The sequence below is a fragment of the Pseudomonas sp. LY-1 genome, from assembly GCF_053502595.1.
This window is the reverse complement of the sequence record NZ_CP094353.1, coordinates 2,654,282-2,669,570: the sequence shown is the minus strand read 5'-3', so window position 1 is coordinate 2,669,570 and position 15,289 is coordinate 2,654,282. Positions and strand designations below refer to the sequence as shown.

The window sequence follows — 15,289 nt, the reverse complement described above, 5'->3', positions numbered from 1 at the left end:
GTTTGGCTCTCGATTAGGCGCGGTTCTTTTTACTGACCACATTGCGCAACGTGCCAATGCCCTCGACGCTGGCTTCGACCACGTCGCCTTCCTTGAGGAACACACCGGTGCCCATCCCCACTCCCGCCGGCGAACCGGTGAATAGCACGTCGCCACCGGCGAAACTCGAACGCTGCTGCACGAAGCGGATCAGTTGACCGACATCCCAGGTCATTTCCGCTGTCGATCCGTCCTGACGTACTTCACCGTTCACCTTCAAGGTCAGGCGCAGCCGCGGCGAACCTTCCGGGAACTCGTCTTTAGTGACGATCCAGGGCCCAAGACCAGTGGTCTGGTCCTGGCTTTTCGCCGCGAACAGGTCCATGCCTATACCCGCCGGCCCACTGCGCTGCAGATCTCGTGCACTGACGTCGTTACCGACGGTATAACCGAGCACGCAAGCCAGCGGGTTTTCCAGATCGATCTCGTCAGTGCCAATGACCGCCACCAGCTCAACTTCGTGATCGAGTTCCTCAGTCAACGGTGGAAAGCGGATAGGGTCATTGGCGCCAATCAGCGCGCCATAGGCCTTGAGAAATGCAACCGGCTGTGCCGGCGCCTGCAAGCCGAACTCCACCAGATGCTTGGCGTAATTGGCTCCCGCCACCACCACTCGGTTGACAGGTTCAATAGGCGGCAACAAACGTACTTTGGAGAGCGGCAACGAGGGCCCGGCGAAACGCACCGAGCTGATACCGCGCCCGGCCGCCACCGCGGGTGCCCAGTCTTTGAACTCTCCGCTAATGGGGGTTACCTGATTCTGGGCAACATCGACTACCGCCCAAAAAACCCCAGTATCAAAGTACTCACAACGCGCCAGTTTCATCAGGCACCTACCTTGCCCAACTTGGCAGGATCCAGGTGCAGCAAGCGGCAGGCGTTTTCATAGCGAATCTTGCGCAGGTCTGCGTCGGACAACTTCAGGCCATGGGTCAGGTCGTGACGCACAGCATCGCTGCCCCCGAAGTTACTGCCGTACAGCACATGGTCCGCGCCGATGATGTCGACCAGGGCCTGGCGCATCGGCACTTCATGCAGCTCTACGTCGAAGTAGAAGTTTTTCATGTACTCGAGCAGCGGTTTTTTGTTGTATTTGACGTCGAGGTTTTCGTTGGTCTTGGCCAGGCGACCGAGCTGGTACGGGACATAACCACCTCCATGGGTGATGTACACCTTCAAATCGGGAAAACGATCCAGCACACCGCCGCAAATCAGGTTCCAGAAACAGCGGCTTTCGTCGTACTGCATGCCTACGATGGCAGTGGTTTCGTAACGGTCATCATTGGCGTTCTTACCCCACGTGACCGACTGGTTGTAGCCGTGGATGAACATCGGCAGATCCAGGTCGCAGAGGGTTCTCCATACCACGTCGAGCTCCGGCGAATCGAACTCCAGGCCGCCGAAGTTGGCCCCTCCGGCGACCAAGCCCTTGGCGCCCAGCTCGGTGCAGGCGTAGCGCAATTCAGCCGCCGCCGCTTCGGGAGCATTGAGCGGTACATGGGCCCAGAACATCAGGCGATCAGGGGCGGCGGAGCAGTATTGCGCCAGCGTCTCATTGACGGTGCGGGCGAACGGTACGGCAAATTCGGCTTCGGTCCAGTACATGTAGCAATGGGATGGGACAGAAACCACCTGCAAATTCTGTCCCGCGGCATCCATGCCGGCCAGACGCGTTTTCGGGTCAGCCCAGCGAGCAAAATACTCCTCAAGCTTGGGACCGTTGCCCGAGCGCACGGCCGCCTTACGCTCGGGCGACCCAAGCCCGAGAATCCAATCACCTACACGCAGCTTGATATCGCCGTCGGCATGTTGTTCGAAGAACGGCCCCCAGTGAGGGTGCTGGTTGTAATAGCCAGGGTGTGGTGCGTGGGCGTGTAGATCGATAAGCATGTCTGGTACCTCGAGGTTGGCACTTTTTGTTGGTTTATTAGCGCGGCGCCTTCACATGGACAGGATCGACCCGTCACGAAAAGGCTTACTACCAGGACCAGAGCTTAAATTTAAATTGAGCATAAATCAAAATACTGTTCAATTTATTTTGAAAAATCGCCAGGAAGCCTGACGCAGGGCCTTCGACCTAAGTCTTGAAACGCATCGAGGGATTGGAAAGCACGAGCCAAGCTCGAAAAATGAGGAGTGCAGCGGCGAAAAAACTAGCGCCCGGAAACGCGAAGCCCTCGATATGCGAGGGCTTTAGTCAAGCGATGGGTGATTTGTCGAAGGTCAGCGGCGGGTACGGGATGTGGAACCCATGATCAGCGCACCCAGCAGTTTTTTCATCCGCACCGGGAACAAGCGTCGCCCCGCGGCTTCCGGCACCAGGATTTCGCTCAACACATAACGAATGATCATTTCGCAGATCAACTCACGGTCAAGACGTACCCCCAGGCGCTCGTCCCAATCGTCGAAAACAATGCCCAAGCCATCCTGAAAACGCACGATCGAATCGTGGAAAATCCGCCGGAAAAAACCCAACGCATAATCAGGGGCAACCACCAGAAGGCGCCGCGCCCGACTTTGCTCAAGGTAATTGTCGAGATAAGCGAACAGCGCATTCAGACGCGCTTCCGGATCACTGATATGCCCCAGCTCCTGGGACAGCGAGCTGTGGAAACTTTCGCGTTTGTGCCGCGAAAAAGTGTCCAGCAGATCCTCTTGGGAGGCGAAATAGCGGTAGAAGGTCCCCCGCGAAACACCCGCGACCTGACACACATCCAAGATCGAAATACGATCGGCACCGGACAACAACACCACTTCTTCAGTGGCCTTGAGGATATTGGCGATTGTTTCTTCCGAACGTCGGTTCGGCTTCACCTTGATCCCTGCCCCTCCATTGGCAGCGATACGTCGCTCGCCCGGTTTAACCTGGCTCGCCCCTGTATCAGGCAACGCCTTTTTCTTCGTTCTGGAGGCCGGCGTAGGCGCTTCTGTTTTCAGGGATGCGGCTTTTGGCATGGATCGATGCGCTCAAGGAAAGTAAAGATGGCGCAACGTTACCACAGGATCTGGGCATAAATAACAGGATATGTTCAACTTATTGCTAAAGACATTTTCACATTTTCTATTTAGAATCTCATTCTCTCTTCAAAATAAAATCAGGCAACCCTTACCAACGTGGGCGCCTAAAAGGAGAAAACTGATGGGCAGCAGTGGAAATCCAGAGACGTGGGCAGTGGGAGAACGAGACACTGTTATCGATGCGTTAGATCGGGCGGTAGCAAGGCATCCAGACAAGATACTGCTGGATTTCAGCGGAGAGTTATACACATATTCACAGATTGACTCACTCTCAACAAAAATGGCGCATGCCTTGATCTCGCTGGGCGTCAAGACCGGTGACACGGTGCTGACAATGCTCGATAACAACATCGACGCAGTCACCACTTGGCTGGCCATCAACAAGCTCTGCGCCGTGAGCGTGCCAATCAACACCGCCCTCAAAGGGGAGTTCCTGCGCCATCAGATCGCCGATACCGGCACCTCGGTGGTGATCTGCGAAGCAGCCTACCTGCCGCGCATAACGCCACTGGCCGGACAACTGCACGACGTACAGCACATTCTCCATCGCGGCGCACTGGAGACAGTCCCCGATTGCCCGATTCATATTGCGCCATTGGATGCATGGCGCGGACATGACACGACCCCGCTGGTCAAGAAACCACAGCCTTCAGACCTGGCTTGCCTGATCTACACCTCAGGCACCACCGGCCCCTCCAAGGGCTGCATGATCAGCTACAACTTCATGTGCAATCTGGCGCGCCTGCAATTGCGTGCCGGTCCAGCCAGTGCCGATGACGTGACCATCACCCCGCTGCCGCTGTTCCACATGAATGCACTGTGCGTATCGATCATCGCCAGCATTCTGGTGGGCGCGCGCGCCGCCATTCTCCCGCGTTTCTCGGTCTCGAATTTCTGGCCCGAAGTGGAGCGCTCGGGCGCGACCATCGCCTCGATCCTGGGCGGTATGGGCGGCCTTCTCGCCCAGGCGCCAGATAACGAAGCGATGCTGCGCTGCGTCGGTCAGATCCATACCGCGCGTGGCAACCCCTACACCGAAGAAACCAAAAAAATCTGGCGCGAGCGCTTCGGTACCAAACTGGTAGGCGGCAATGGCTATGGCCTGACCGAAGCCTGCGTCATCACCTCGCTGGCTGCCGGAGAATACGCCGCGCCCGGCTCGTCGGGAAAACGTATTGCGGATTTTGATGTGAGAATCGTCGACGACCTCGATCAGGAAGTACTGCCCAACTGCGCGGGCGAAATCGTGGTACGCCCGCTACGTCCGGACATCATGTTCCAGGGCTACTGGCGTCGTCCGGAGGACACCCAGAAATTGATGCGCAATATGTGGTTCCACACCGGCGACGTTGGCAAGTTCGATGATGATGGCTTCTTTTACTTTGTCGACCGCAAGAAGGATTACATGCGCCGCCGGGGTGAAAATATTTCCAGCTTTGAAATGGAAGCAGCGTTTGCTGTTCACCCGGCACTGGCCGAAGTGGCGGTACACGCTGTCCCGTCAGATAGAGGCGAGGATGATGTGAAGGTTACTGCCGTGCTGCATGAAGGCGTGACGCTTGAACCGGAGCAACTGTTCCATTGGGCCACAGATTCGGTACCCTACTACGCCCTGCCGCGCTACATCGAGTTTCGCAGCAGCTTGCCGAAAAATCCGCAGGGTCGAGTGTTGAAGTATCTGCTGCGCGATGAAGGTAAAACTCATACCACCTGGGATCTGGAAACGACATCGATCGTGGTGTCCAAGAAGTAGCCGCCTCTTACCTGGCACGCGTCAACACAGAAAGCCCGCTTAGAAGCGGGCTTTCGCGTTTCTTGGGTCTGGTGCCGCTTTTTCGTAGGAGCAAGCTCCTACATTAACGGGGGGCACTCAGTATTCCCGCACGGGAACGCCTTTGGGGCGGGAGTTATAACCAGGCAGATGCAGACCACCGTCAACGTGGATTGTCTCGCCAGTGATAAAGCGCGACATTTCCGATGCGAGGAATACCACCACCGGACCAATGTCGGCTTCAGGCTCGCCACAGCGGCCCAACGGGCGCATAGAAGCAGACATTTCGGCAAAGCCGGGGTTTTCCGCGGCGAGTTTGTGGAAGGTGGCGCCCATCGCGGTAGGGGCAATGGCATTGGTGCGAATGTTGAAACGGCCCCATTCAGAGGCCGCGCTGCGGGTTAGCCCGACGATCGCCGACTTCGCCGTGTTGTAGTCGCCATGCAGCCAGGCACCGATCTCGATATCAATGGAGTAGAAGTTGATGATCTTGCCGCCGCCCCGCGCTTTCATATGGGGCAGCGCGGCTTTCATTGCCCACCAGGCAGCCCATACCGTAGAGCCGAGGGTTTGCTCCAGCATTGCATCGGTTTTCTCTTCCAGAAGGACATTGGGGGTGGGTGCAAAGGCGTTATTGACCAAAATGTCCAGGCCACCAAATTGATCAACGGCCAATTGCACGGCGGCTTCGATATCGGTCTTGCTGCACACGTCGGTCTTGATGAATACCGCCTTGGCGCCGAGCGCTTTCAGTTCGGCGACTACGGCCTCTCCACTGGTGACATCCAGTTCGGCGACCACCACGGCAGCGCCCTCTTTGGCAAAGTTCAGTGCAATACCGCGGCCAATTCCGCCACCTGCACCGGTAATCAGCGCAACCTGTTCGTTTAGCAGTGCCATAGTCACTCCAATTCTTGTTTTTTAGTGAACATTTTTGATTATAGTGTTCAAATATAACTGATTTCTTCAGGCTGAACAGTATTGGAACAAGGATATTGAGGATGACTGTATTTCGTCGACGCGTGGACATCATTGCTCATCATGCCAATGGCATGGATGAAGTCCGCGCCGCTCTGGAAGACGACTTCCACCACTTCCGTGTATGGGTCCGCCACCATGAAGGTGAAGTCACCGCCATTGGCGGTGAAGCGCTGCGCTACCCCTATTCCTTATGCCCGCAGGCTTGCGGTCGATTACAGCAGTTGCTGGGCATGAAACTGGACCGGATAGCCCACTCCGTCACCCGGCAGACCGACGCCAGTCATCAATGCACCCACCTGTTCGACCTGGCGGGTCTCGCCATTGCAGCTGCCGCACGCGGTACTCATCAACGCCGCTATGAAATTAACATCGGCCGGCGCATCGACAACCGTACCCGCGCCATCTTGATACGCGATGGCAATGAAGACCTGACCTGGGAAGTGAACGGCACGATGATCGAAGGACCCTCTCCCTATTCCGGCATCAACCTTCGCGAAGGCATGGCACGCTGGGCACTGAAGGCCCTCAGTGAAGAAGCCGCTGAAGCGGCTCTGCTACTTCGCCGCTGCACGCTGATTTCAATGGGACGCGCCTACAACCTCGACGAGCAGGTTCACGCCTCGAGCACCGCCCGGTGTTACAGCCAACAACCCGAGCGCGCCGAACAGGCACTGCGAATGAAGGGCTCGACCCTGGACTTCAGCCATCAACAGCTAGAGCTGTGTGCCCAGGACCAGGCGTGGCTTAGGCAGAGGCTTTAGCCACACCGTTTTTGCGTCAACAGGAGTGCGGCCAATGCCCTCAAGGCCTGGCGATCCGGAAGCTACCCAGACCGCCGATAAAACCTAGAGGAAAATGGCCAGATTGGGCGTTCCGAGCACCGCCTGATCGATGATGACTTCGCGCCGTGCCAGCTTGAAGCCCGCCTCGCCGAGACGCAATACATCACGCCGCTCGCCACTGATGATATCGACATGGTGGTCTTTGAAACGGCTACGGGTCAGCAGCAGGTAACTGGTCACCACGAACTCATCGGGCTTGTCGGTTTCTTCGACAAACACGTTGGTCACCAGACGCCGGGTACGCGAGGGAGGGTCTTCCGCCCAGGCGCTTTTGCCGGACAGGCGCAAAATGCGGCCCATGATCGAGCGGTAATCGTCGTGGTAATGCTGAACGCTGCGCACGATGGTGGTTTTCAGTTCCGCCGCCAGGCGCGTCTGGCGCAGCGGCACGGTGTACACCAGGTCGGTGTCCAGGCGCTCGGCCCATTCCTGCAGGCGGATCTGGTCGAGCAGCGTGGCTTCCTCGTACAAAAAGGTCACCACGTCGTTGTATATCGGCGACCCCACCGGCACCCGCTTGGTACCGACTGGGGAACCCGGCTGGATATCTTCCACGCCGCGCTGTTGAACCTGAGCCATGAGTCATTCCCTCACTGTTATTCTTGTTAATGCTGTTACCGCCGACGGCGGCCCGAGGACCGCAGTCGAACCTGGCCTGACAGCGGGCGTTACTGGTCATCCGATGCCGTCATCAGCTCATGCCAGTACAACCACCAGTGCCACTGGGTATCGTCCTTGGTGAAGCCTTCATTGACGATGCCGGGGCCAGGCCAGCCTTCAGGTGCGCCGGTTTCAAAGCAGGCCTGGTATTTCAGCGTGCTCTTGCGGCCCATTGCCCCTTTGGCGGCCAGGGTCATGTGCGGCCAGGTATCGGAGTCATCCTGCTCGACCATGCCCGAGGTGCCAAAAAGTTGGATGGTTTGCTTGAGCATCTTGTCGCGCAGTTCCGGGGAGGCGTCTTTCTCGGCAAACACCCAGTTGACGAACTCGAGCTTGTCCGGGCCTTGCGGTACGTAAGCATGCAGGGTCATCGAGCCAACGACAGAGCCATCTGGCTGCGGAATGTAGACAAAGCCGAAAAGAATGTTCGGGAACATCCCACCGACCTGGGGCGGCATGCTGGTGAGCACGTTCAATTGATCTTCGGTCAGATTGCGTGCCAACTGCTCGACCATGTCGGCCGTCATGCCGGCCGGCGGCAATGCTTCAAGTTTCTGCTGCACAGTCAACTCCGCCGGATCGAGGCCGGTCAGGCGCTTGATCTTGCGCGCCAGGTCGATGCAGCGCAGTGCATGACCGTGCGGCGAGCTGATTTCCACGCCAATCATTTCCGGGCTGAGGTCGGCTGTCTCGCCCTCGCCTTTCTTGGCGTAATTACCCACCTCACCCAACCAACGGTGCAGGGTCAGCGTGTGGAAACCGTCCGCCGCCGATTGCTCGCCCGCCGTTTTCCAGTTGGCGTTGACGATAAAGCGCTGCGGTGGGCCGAGGACTTCCATGCCCTTGTCGGAGCGACAGAACAGCATGTCGTAATACCACTTGGCATCGCCCAGGAACTCGTCGAACGAGGGCCCATCGATATTCCAGGTGGCAAATACCAGGCCGCCATACAGCGTGACCCGCGCCTTCTTCAGGCCCAGTTCTTCCTTGGGCAACATCTTGCCGTGCATGCATTCACGTTCGACGGGCGAGCCGATGAAATCGCCATTGGGGCGGAACGCCCAGCCGTGATAGATGCATTTATGAATTTGCGTATTGCCGCAGTCGGCGGTGCTGATGCGCATCCCGCGGTGCGGGCACACATTAAGGGTCACGAACACCTCGCCCTGCTTGCCACGGGCCACAATGACGGAATCGGACCCCAGGTCTCGGACCATGAAGTCTCCGGAGTTGGGAATTTCCGACTCGTGCCCCAGGAGTACCCAGATCTTGCCGAAGATCTTTTCCATCTCCAGTTCGTAAATTTCGCGGTCAGACAACACGCGCATTTGCACTTCACGGCTAGAGGGGTAGATGAGGTCCGAGACCTTGGTTCCATCGGACAATACGGGGCTTGTTTTTGTTAGCATGATTGCCTCCTGATCAGAGCGTTACACGGTTGGTCGCCACAAAATATAAGACACTTTCTGTATTTCTGTACATTTAATTCGCGAGCGGTGAATGTCTCCGTCCTCGCATCATAGTCATTCCCTGTCGGGCGCCTTGCCCACTTGAGTCCGCAGCACGCCAATGCCATCGATCTCCAGCTCAACCACGTCGCCGGGTTTCAAATAACGCAATTGCTCCAGGCCACAGCCGTTGCCGACCGTGCCGGAACCAAGAAACTCACCGGGGTACAAGGTTTCCGAACGGGACACGTGGGCAATCACGTCTTCAAAACTCCAGCGCATATCACGGGTATTGCCGCGCCCCCACTCCTCCCCATTGACCCGGGCAACCATATTCAGATCGTAGGGATCACCCAGTTCATCGGCGGTCACCAGGCATGGCCCCATGATGTTGGCGGTGTCGAAATCCTTGCTCTTGGCCGGACCGAGCATGCCGGGCATTTCCAGGGCCTGCGCGTCGCGCGCACTCATGTCGTTGAAGATGGTGTAACCGACGATATGCCCACGGGCTGCTTCACGGCTGATGTCCTTGCCGCGCTTGCCGATGTAGCAACCGAACTCCAGTTCGAAATCCATCGCCCGGCTAAAGCTCGGCCATTGGAACTCATCGTCGATGCCAATCACCGCGAAACGGTTGCCCTTGTAGTAGATGGGCTGCTGGTTGAAGGTCTCGATCACCCGGTCGTCGGCACGAGTGTTCATCGCTTTCAAAGTAGCTTCCGGATCTTCGGTACTTAGCGCGCGGGCGCGACGGGCCGCAGCGAAGCTCTGGCGCAGATGCAATTCGAAGCACGAACAGTCGCGCATCTGTGGGGGTGGCTGAATCGGTGCGCGCAGTTTCACATTGGCACGTTCCAGCACCGCCGCCGAGGGTGCCTTGGCAACCAGCGAACGGGCCAATTCCAGCGCCGGCTCACCGCCCTCCACCAAGGCCAGAATGCTGCTCAGTGCCACACTGTCGCGACTTTCCAGCAAGCGGTAAGCCCTTTGCAGGTCGAGCACCTGCTGGTCCTGGTTGAGCAAGGCTCCTGCGCGGTCAAAGCCTTCGGCGTCGGTATAGGTCACCAGTTTCATACGCGACCACTCACGGGCAACAGCGCACCGGTTACAGCGGCGGCATCATCCGACAGCAGAAAGGCCACCACCGCCGACAACGCTTCTGGCGTCACCCAGCGGCTGCTGTCGGCATCCGGCATGTCGGCACGGTTGGCTGGGGTATCGATGATGCTTGGCAGCACGGCGTTCACCGTCACGCCACGCTCCTTCAACTCTTCGGCCAGGGCTTCGGTCAACCGGGCCACACCAGCCTTGGAGGCCGCATAAGCCCCCATCCCCGTTTCGGCCTTGACCGACGCCAGCGCACCGATATTGACGATGCGTCCCGCGTTGGAGACCAACAGGTGCGTCAGCGCCGATTGAGAACTGATGACCGCGGTACGCACGTTTATCTGATAAAGGCGATCCCAAGTCTCCAGGCTGCCGCCTTCGACGGTCTCCCAGGCAAAACCGCCCGCGACATTGACTAAACCGTCGATGCCGCCCCACTGCGCCGCGACCTGCTCGAACGCCGCGCTGGCCGACTCGGTCGAGGTCAGGTCGACACCGCCCAGGCACAGCAGATTCTTTGTATCCAGCAAGGCGGCTGGCGCCTGGCTACGGTCCAGCAAAGCGACCCGGGCGCCGCGCGCCAGCAGGCATTTGCCAAGTGTGCTGCCAAGGGCACCAAACCCGCCGGTAACGACTACCCTCTTGTCCAGTAATGACTGGGACATCGCAAAATCCTCTTGTTGTTGTTTTACGGCGCGAACGGTCGATTCGTGCCTTCGTCGGAACAAATATATGACACTTTTAGAAAATATGTACAAATGATACCGTATGACTTCCAGTCAAATACTCACCTGCGGAGCGCTGATGCCCAGAAAACTACCTGCACTCAACGCCGACAACCGCGCCTTCTGGCAAGGTGGCGAACGGGGCGAACTGCTCGTTCATCGTTGCGCGGCCTGCAGCCGGTACTTCCATCCACCGGCCCCGCTCTGCCCGCATTGTGCAAGCTTTGACGTGGCACCGCAGGCGGTGTCAGGCAAGGGAAAAGTGCTCAGTTACACCATCAACCACCAGCCTTGGGCTCCTGACCTGGAGGTGCCCTATGTGGTGGCAATCATCGAGCTGGTCGAACAGTCCGGATTGCAGTTCGTAAGCAACATCGTGGGCATGCCGGTCACGGATGTGCATATCGACATGCCGGTACGGGTCAGCTTCCTCAATGTCGAGGATGTGTGGTTACCTCTGTTCGAGAAGGATCAGTGATGTTCGATCATCGTTATGAAAAAGACGTCGCCATCACCGGCGTCGGCCAATCGGAAGTCGGGCGCCCCTCGAACAAGTCGGCGATGCGCCTGACGCTGGATGCCTGCCTGGAAGCGATTGCCGACGCTGGCCTGCAACGCAGCGATATCGACGGCGTGGCCTGCTGGCCGGGCGACAACAATAACGGTGACCCGTTCTCCCCGGTCGGCCCCAGCGCACTGAAAAGTGCCCTTGGGCTCAACGTCAACTGGTTCGGCGGCGGTTATGAAGGACCTGGCCCACTCACTGGCGTGATCAATGGCGCCATGGCGATTGCGGCGGGCCTGTGTAATCACGTACTGGTGTTTCGTACTATCACCGAAGCGTCGGCTCGCAGGGTCAACAAACAAGCGGGCGCTCTCACCAACAAGACTCAAGGTCGCGACAGCAGCTACGCCTGGCAGTGGTTTACCCCTTTCAATGTGCAATCGGGCATCAACCTGATGGCGCTGTATGCCCAACGTCACTTCCATGAGTACGGCACCCGGCCAGAGCAACTGGCGCAAATCGCCCTGACGTGTCGCCAGAACGCCATGCGCAACCCCAAAGCGCTGTACCGAACGCCCATGAGCATGGACGACTACATGGCGTCGCGGATGATTTCCTCTCCTCTGCGCATGTTCGACTGCGACGTGCATTGCGATGCATCCACCGCCATCATCCTGTCGCGTCGCGATATCGCGCGGGATCTGCCGAACGCACCGATCCGCATCGAGGCCATGGGCGCGGCGTTGAACCAGCCATGGTCGTGGGACCAGATTTCCCTGACCAGGATGGCCGCCTTCGATGTCGGCCAGATGATGTGGGCACGCACCGACTACACTCCGCAGGACGTTGGCTCTGCGCAGTTGTATGACGGTTTTTCGATTTTGACCCTTATCTGGCTGGAAGCCCTGGGGTTGTGCCCGACCGGGGAAAGTGGCGGGTTTGTCGAGGGTGGCACGCGCATTGCGCTGGAGGGCACCTTGCCCATCAACACCAATGGCGGGCAACTGTCTGGCGGGCGCATCCACGGCCTGGGTTATGTGCACGAAGCCTGCCTGCAATTGTGGGGGCGTGCCGAAGGCCGACAAACCCGCGAACACCGCGTCAGTGCGGTGGCCGCCGGCGGCGGTCCGCTGGGAGGCAGCCTGCTGTTGGTGCGCGAGTGACCGCGCGCCTCAGTAGAGAACGCCAGCCACTTCGTTACAGAACTCGATCAGCGCCTTGCCCAGTTCGGCAAGGCCCGCTTCATCCCGTTGTCCACGGAACATCACCGCTGAAACGGTGAAGTCGATGCTGTTGGTCGGTGAGTAAACCGGCGCCGCAATGGCAAGAATCCCCCCCGAGAAATGGCCATCATCCACCGCCCAACCACGCTCGGCAGCTTGTCTCACTTCCTTGCGGTAAACCTCCAGCGACAGCGGTTGAGCCCAGCGGATGGTCTCGAAACTGCTTTGTACCTCGGGGTCGTCAAGGTCGATCTGCGTGGCGAACAGACGGCCACTGGCACCCATCAGAATCGGCAGGCGCTGACCTTCGGCCATGTCGATGCGCACATCGGTCGGGCTGGCCGCGGAGCTGACAATGACGATGCGATCAGGGCTCATCTTGCGCCACAGGGTGATGGTCACTCGCAGGCGTGCAGCCAGGTTCTGCAACAGGGGTTTGGCCATCTGTACGCGGTGGCCCTGGGTGACCAATTGCTCGACTAAACGCGCCAGCCCCAGGCCCACGGAGTAACGCTTGGACATGGGACTGAAATCAACCACTTCCTCCTGGACCAGGGTGCGCAGGATATTGAAGCAGGTGCTGGGATTGATCTTCAGTTGCCGGGCGATATCCACCGAACGTTCCGGTGTGCCCACCTGACTGAGGTAGCGCAGGATGCGAATGGCGTTGGAAACGGGCTTGACGAGGGTTACGCCGGCCGATTTGGTGCTGTCATTGACGTCAGTGAATTCCATGCCCGATCCCGTCACTTTAAAGTGCCGGCATTCTAGCCTGAGAATGAACGACAACGTGAAAGTTTTATCTGGGAATTAGTCGAACACTTGAGACGGAGTATTTCTCTAACGGCTGGTAAATCAGCCGGCGGGTTTGCAGGTTCTCTCGACGAAAACGCTCAATGAGACACTCCTGGGCATGGTCAGCCTGGGTCACCCGCATCTGCTGGCGCAGATACTCCAGCCAGGACTCAACAATAAAGCGCTCGCTGTAGAGTTGCGGGTCCGCCATGTCGCGGTAAAGGCACCAGTTTTGCGCACCGTTGCGCCGTCGCGCCTTACCTACAGCGTACACGGCGATCAAATTCATCGCGCTCTGGCGCCGTCACTTGGTACAGGATCTTTCACTTATCCAGCGGCAGGCCCAGTCGCCCGACCGCACGGGCGGGGCTGAGCGGGCGTGGCGCAGCAATGGTATTGCGCAGTCGGCCGATGCCTTCGATTTCGGCCTCGACGCGGTCACCCGGGCGCAAAAAGCGCCCGCTTTCCAGCCCCACGCCGTGGGTGGAACCGGTAAACACCAGGTCACCCGGGCGCAGGCTGATGCGCGCATCCAAATAATTGAGCAACTCGTCCAAGGGAAAAATCATCTGCCGGGTATTGTCCTGCTGGCGCAACTCATCGTTGACGCTCAGGCGCATCTCCAGAGCCGGTTGCCCCCTGACGGCCACTTCGTCCGTGGTCACGATCCAGGGACCTACCGGCGTGGTGCGATCCATGGCTTTCTGCGTCAACAGGTCCAGGCGACCAATCTGCTTGCCGGCATCCCGAGCACTGATGTCATTGCCCACCGTGTACCCCAGCAGGCAATCGCTGGCATGGGGTTCATCCAGCAACGGTCGGCCCACCACGGCGACCAGTTCGACCTCATAGTCAAGTTGGGCGGTTAAGGGTGAGTAGTCGATATCGTCATCGGCACCGACCAGCGCCGACCCAGGCTTCATGTAGGCCAGCGGGTGCGCCGGCGCATCACTGCCCAGGCGCTTGAGATGACTGAGGTAGTTGAGGCCCACACCAAAGACGCGGCTGCCCGGCTCCAAGGGCGCGAGCAGGCGCGCGGCTGACAACGGCAACCGTTGGCCCGCCAGGTCCAGGGCGTCTATCGCAAGATCCGCGCACAGCCCGACCCAGTGGGAAAACGGCGCGTTAATCCGCCGCAAATGCTCGGTTTGCCCATCCAACAGTGCCCAGAACGCCTGCCCAGCGACTTCGACCCGCGCCAGACGCATATCAGCGCTTGGCCAGGTACGTCGGCAGGTACTCGGCATCGAGCACTTCTTCCGGCGTCTTGACGCTGGGACCGAGGATCGGGCCAACCATTTCGTGGCCCCACAGGCTGAGTTTTTCCGGGTTCAACTCATAGGGATCGCCTTGCCATGGCTCGATTTCAGCAATGGTCTCGAAGGCAAAACCGGACGGATTGAAATGGTAGAACGACAGGTGCGGGTCCTGGGCATGTTGGCCGAGGGTCATCATCATCGGCAGCCCACGCTGGCGCACGATGTCGTAGGTTTCCCCGACATCCCGCACATTGCGCACGAACAGCCCGACATGCTGCACCCCCATGCGTCCTGGCCCATGGCCATAGGCAATATCATGGCTGGTGTGATGGTTGAGCTTGGAGCGGAAGAAACCGGTTCGCCCTTTGCCCGCACCCGCGCCATACCAACTGAAGCCCATGACGTTTAGCAGGAAGTCTTCCAGTTCCGGGGTGTAGTCCGGGGTGATCAGCACCACATGGCCCGCGCCCCGTTCGTCAGCCAGGAAACCACTGTGGGGACGCCCTGGCTGGAACGAGCGCGGCAGCCATTTCTGCCCGTAAAACAGTTCGTGCTGATACCCCACGGGGTCGCGGAAGCGCACCAATTCGCGCACACCGCGCTTTTCACACAATTGAGCATCGCCACGGCTGTAGTCGACATTCGCCGCCGCCAGCTTCCTGATGCCCTCTTCGAACGCCATGCGCCCCACCGCTTCCCAGCCGATGTAGGCAATTCGGTCTACCTTGCCTGGGTGAAAAGCGAAGCGATGGCGTCGATCGTCGACTTTGAAGTACAGCGACTCCGGGTCACTCTCGGGATTCTTGCCGATACCAAAGCCCATTACCTGCGGGCCGTACTCACGCCACGCCTCGAGATTGGGGGTTTCGAAGCCCATGTAACCGATACCGATGATGTCCACGTTATTCACCTTTTT

General features: G+C 58.7%; 16 protein-coding genes. 4 read left to right on the top strand and 12 right to left on the bottom strand.

Features of this window, described 5'->3' with window-relative positions; genetic code table 11:
- Nucleotides 1-13 precede the first annotated feature (13 nt).
- The 3 genes from MOQ67_RS12385 to MOQ67_RS12375 all read right to left on the bottom strand — a co-directional run bounded on the left by MOQ67_RS12385 (nucleotide 14) and on the right by MOQ67_RS12375 (nucleotide 2,994).
- Complete coding sequence (locus tag MOQ67_RS12385; RefSeq protein ID WP_198718286.1) at nucleotides 14-865, bottom strand: fumarylacetoacetate hydrolase family protein; 852 nt, start codon at nucleotides 863-865, stop codon at nucleotides 14-16.
- The gene (locus tag MOQ67_RS12380; protein ID WP_034114491.1) at nucleotides 865-1,929 is read right to left on the bottom strand and encodes an amidohydrolase family protein; all 1,065 of its coding nucleotides are present in this window, start codon (nucleotides 1,927-1,929) and stop codon (nucleotides 865-867) included. Before MOQ67_RS12380 ends, MOQ67_RS12385 begins: the two co-directional genes overlap by 1 nt.
- A 333-nt stretch (nucleotides 1,930-2,262) precedes the next feature.
- A complete protein-coding gene (locus MOQ67_RS12375) occupies nucleotides 2,263-2,994 on the bottom strand; it encodes a TetR/AcrR family transcriptional regulator (RefSeq protein ID WP_198718287.1) in 732 nt (243 codons plus the stop codon).
- Between the two features lie 184 nt (nucleotides 2,995-3,178).
- Here MOQ67_RS12375 and MOQ67_RS12370 point away from each other — a divergent pair, with 184 nt between their 5' ends.
- Nucleotides 3,179-4,810: an ATP-dependent acyl-CoA ligase gene (locus tag MOQ67_RS12370; RefSeq protein ID WP_198718288.1), complete on the top strand. Its 1,632-nt coding sequence runs from the start codon at nucleotides 3,179-3,181 to the stop codon at nucleotides 4,808-4,810.
- A gap of 117 nt (nucleotides 4,811-4,927) precedes the next feature.
- Here MOQ67_RS12370 and MOQ67_RS12365 read toward each other — a convergent pair whose 3' ends face one another.
- Nucleotides 4,928-5,728 carry an SDR family NAD(P)-dependent oxidoreductase gene (locus MOQ67_RS12365; protein WP_198718289.1) on the bottom strand — a complete coding sequence of 267 codons (801 nt, stop codon included), beginning with the start codon at nucleotides 5,726-5,728 and terminating at the stop codon, nucleotides 4,928-4,930.
- Between the two features lie 101 nt (nucleotides 5,729-5,829).
- Between MOQ67_RS12365 and MOQ67_RS12360 the strand changes: the two genes are divergently transcribed.
- The gene (locus tag MOQ67_RS12360; RefSeq protein WP_198718290.1) at nucleotides 5,830-6,570 is read left to right on the top strand and encodes a DUF2889 domain-containing protein; all 741 of its coding nucleotides are present in this window, start codon (nucleotides 5,830-5,832) and stop codon (nucleotides 6,568-6,570) included.
- Between the two features lie 84 nt (nucleotides 6,571-6,654).
- Here the strand turns inward: MOQ67_RS12360 and MOQ67_RS12355 are convergent, their stop codons facing one another.
- From MOQ67_RS12355 to MOQ67_RS12340, 4 genes are all read right to left on the bottom strand, one after another.
- A complete protein-coding gene (locus tag MOQ67_RS12355; protein WP_198718291.1) occupies nucleotides 6,655-7,230 on the bottom strand; it encodes an aromatic-ring-hydroxylating dioxygenase subunit beta in 576 nt (191 codons plus the stop codon).
- A gap of 89 nt (nucleotides 7,231-7,319) precedes the next feature.
- Nucleotides 7,320-8,720, bottom strand: coding sequence for a Rieske 2Fe-2S domain-containing protein (locus MOQ67_RS12350; RefSeq protein ID WP_014338819.1), 1,401 nt, complete (start codon nucleotides 8,718-8,720; stop codon nucleotides 7,320-7,322).
- A 114-nt stretch (nucleotides 8,721-8,834) separates the two neighbouring features.
- On the bottom strand, nucleotides 8,835-9,833 hold the full coding sequence (locus tag MOQ67_RS12345; protein WP_198718292.1) for a fumarylacetoacetate hydrolase family protein: 999 nt from the start codon (nucleotides 9,831-9,833) through the stop codon (nucleotides 8,835-8,837).
- Entirely contained in the window at nucleotides 9,830-10,531 is a 702-nt protein-coding gene (locus tag MOQ67_RS12340; RefSeq protein ID WP_014338817.1) for an SDR family NAD(P)-dependent oxidoreductase, read from the bottom strand. The genes MOQ67_RS12345 and MOQ67_RS12340 overlap by 4 nt, the downstream gene beginning before the upstream one ends.
- A gap of 139 nt (nucleotides 10,532-10,670) precedes the next feature.
- Between MOQ67_RS12340 and MOQ67_RS12335 the strand changes: the two genes are divergently transcribed.
- Both MOQ67_RS12335 and MOQ67_RS12330 read left to right on the top strand, forming a co-directional pair.
- Nucleotides 10,671-11,069, top strand: coding sequence for a Zn-ribbon domain-containing OB-fold protein (locus tag MOQ67_RS12335; protein WP_014338816.1), 399 nt, complete (start codon nucleotides 10,671-10,673; stop codon nucleotides 11,067-11,069).
- Nucleotides 11,069-12,259 (top strand): thiolase family protein, encoded by a 1,191-nt coding sequence (locus tag MOQ67_RS12330; RefSeq protein WP_198718293.1) that lies wholly within the window; start codon nucleotides 11,069-11,071, stop codon nucleotides 12,257-12,259. Before MOQ67_RS12335 ends, MOQ67_RS12330 begins: the two co-directional genes overlap by 1 nt.
- A 9-nt stretch (nucleotides 12,260-12,268) precedes the next feature.
- Here MOQ67_RS12330 and MOQ67_RS12325 read toward each other — a convergent pair whose 3' ends face one another.
- The 4 genes from MOQ67_RS12325 to MOQ67_RS12310 form a co-directional block, all read right to left on the bottom strand.
- Nucleotides 12,269-13,054, bottom strand: coding sequence for an IclR family transcriptional regulator (locus tag MOQ67_RS12325; protein ID WP_014338814.1), 786 nt, complete (start codon nucleotides 13,052-13,054; stop codon nucleotides 12,269-12,271).
- A 64-nt stretch (nucleotides 13,055-13,118) separates the two neighbouring features.
- Nucleotides 13,119-13,403 carry an MFS transporter gene (locus MOQ67_RS12320; RefSeq protein ID WP_014338813.1) on the bottom strand — a complete coding sequence of 95 codons (285 nt, stop codon included), beginning with the start codon at nucleotides 13,401-13,403 and terminating at the stop codon, nucleotides 13,119-13,121.
- A 34-nt stretch (nucleotides 13,404-13,437) separates the two neighbouring features.
- Nucleotides 13,438-14,322 carry a fumarylacetoacetate hydrolase family protein gene (locus MOQ67_RS12315; protein WP_198718297.1) on the bottom strand — a complete coding sequence of 295 codons (885 nt, stop codon included), beginning with the start codon at nucleotides 14,320-14,322 and terminating at the stop codon, nucleotides 13,438-13,440.
- 1 nt (nucleotide 14,323) lies between these two features.
- A complete protein-coding gene (locus MOQ67_RS12310; RefSeq protein WP_198718294.1) occupies nucleotides 14,324-15,274 on the bottom strand; it encodes a VOC family protein in 951 nt (316 codons plus the stop codon).
- Nucleotides 15,275-15,289 lie beyond the last annotated feature (15 nt).

Bases quoted from the DNA above. Each gene is read 5' to 3' on its own strand.
- MOQ67_RS12385 (WP_198718286.1), bottom strand. From the start codon at position 865: ATGAAACTGGCGCGTTGTGAGTACTTTGATACTGGGGTTTTTTGGGCG.
- MOQ67_RS12380 (WP_034114491.1), bottom strand. From the start codon at position 1,929: ATGCTTATCGATCTACACGCCCACGCACCACACCCTGGCTATTACAAC.
- MOQ67_RS12375 (WP_198718287.1), bottom strand. From the start codon at position 2,994: ATGCCAAAAGCCGCATCCCTGAAAACAGAAGCGCCTACGCCGGCCTCC.
- MOQ67_RS12370 (WP_198718288.1), top strand. From the start codon at position 3,179: ATGGGCAGCAGTGGAAATCCAGAGACGTGGGCAGTGGGAGAACGAGAC.
- MOQ67_RS12365 (WP_198718289.1), bottom strand. From the start codon at position 5,728: ATGGCACTGCTAAACGAACAGGTTGCGCTGATTACCGGTGCAGGTGGC.
- MOQ67_RS12360 (WP_198718290.1), top strand. From the start codon at position 5,830: ATGACTGTATTTCGTCGACGCGTGGACATCATTGCTCATCATGCCAAT.
- MOQ67_RS12355 (WP_198718291.1), bottom strand. From the start codon at position 7,230: ATGGCTCAGGTTCAACAGCGCGGCGTGGAAGATATCCAGCCGGGTTCC.
- MOQ67_RS12350 (WP_014338819.1), bottom strand. From the start codon at position 8,720: ATGCTAACAAAAACAAGCCCCGTATTGTCCGATGGAACCAAGGTCTCG.
- MOQ67_RS12345 (WP_198718292.1), bottom strand. From the start codon at position 9,833: ATGAAACTGGTGACCTATACCGACGCCGAAGGCTTTGACCGCGCAGGA.
- MOQ67_RS12340 (WP_014338817.1), bottom strand. From the start codon at position 10,531: ATGTCCCAGTCATTACTGGACAAGAGGGTAGTCGTTACCGGCGGGTTT.
- MOQ67_RS12335 (WP_014338816.1), top strand. From the start codon at position 10,671: ATGCCCAGAAAACTACCTGCACTCAACGCCGACAACCGCGCCTTCTGG.
- MOQ67_RS12330 (WP_198718293.1), top strand. From the start codon at position 11,069: ATGTTCGATCATCGTTATGAAAAAGACGTCGCCATCACCGGCGTCGGC.
- MOQ67_RS12325 (WP_014338814.1), bottom strand. From the start codon at position 13,054: ATGGAATTCACTGACGTCAATGACAGCACCAAATCGGCCGGCGTAACC.
- MOQ67_RS12320 (WP_014338813.1), bottom strand. From the start codon at position 13,403: ATGAATTTGATCGCCGTGTACGCTGTAGGTAAGGCGCGACGGCGCAAC.
- MOQ67_RS12315 (WP_198718297.1), bottom strand. From the start codon at position 14,322: ATGCGTCTGGCGCGGGTCGAAGTCGCTGGGCAGGCGTTCTGGGCACTG.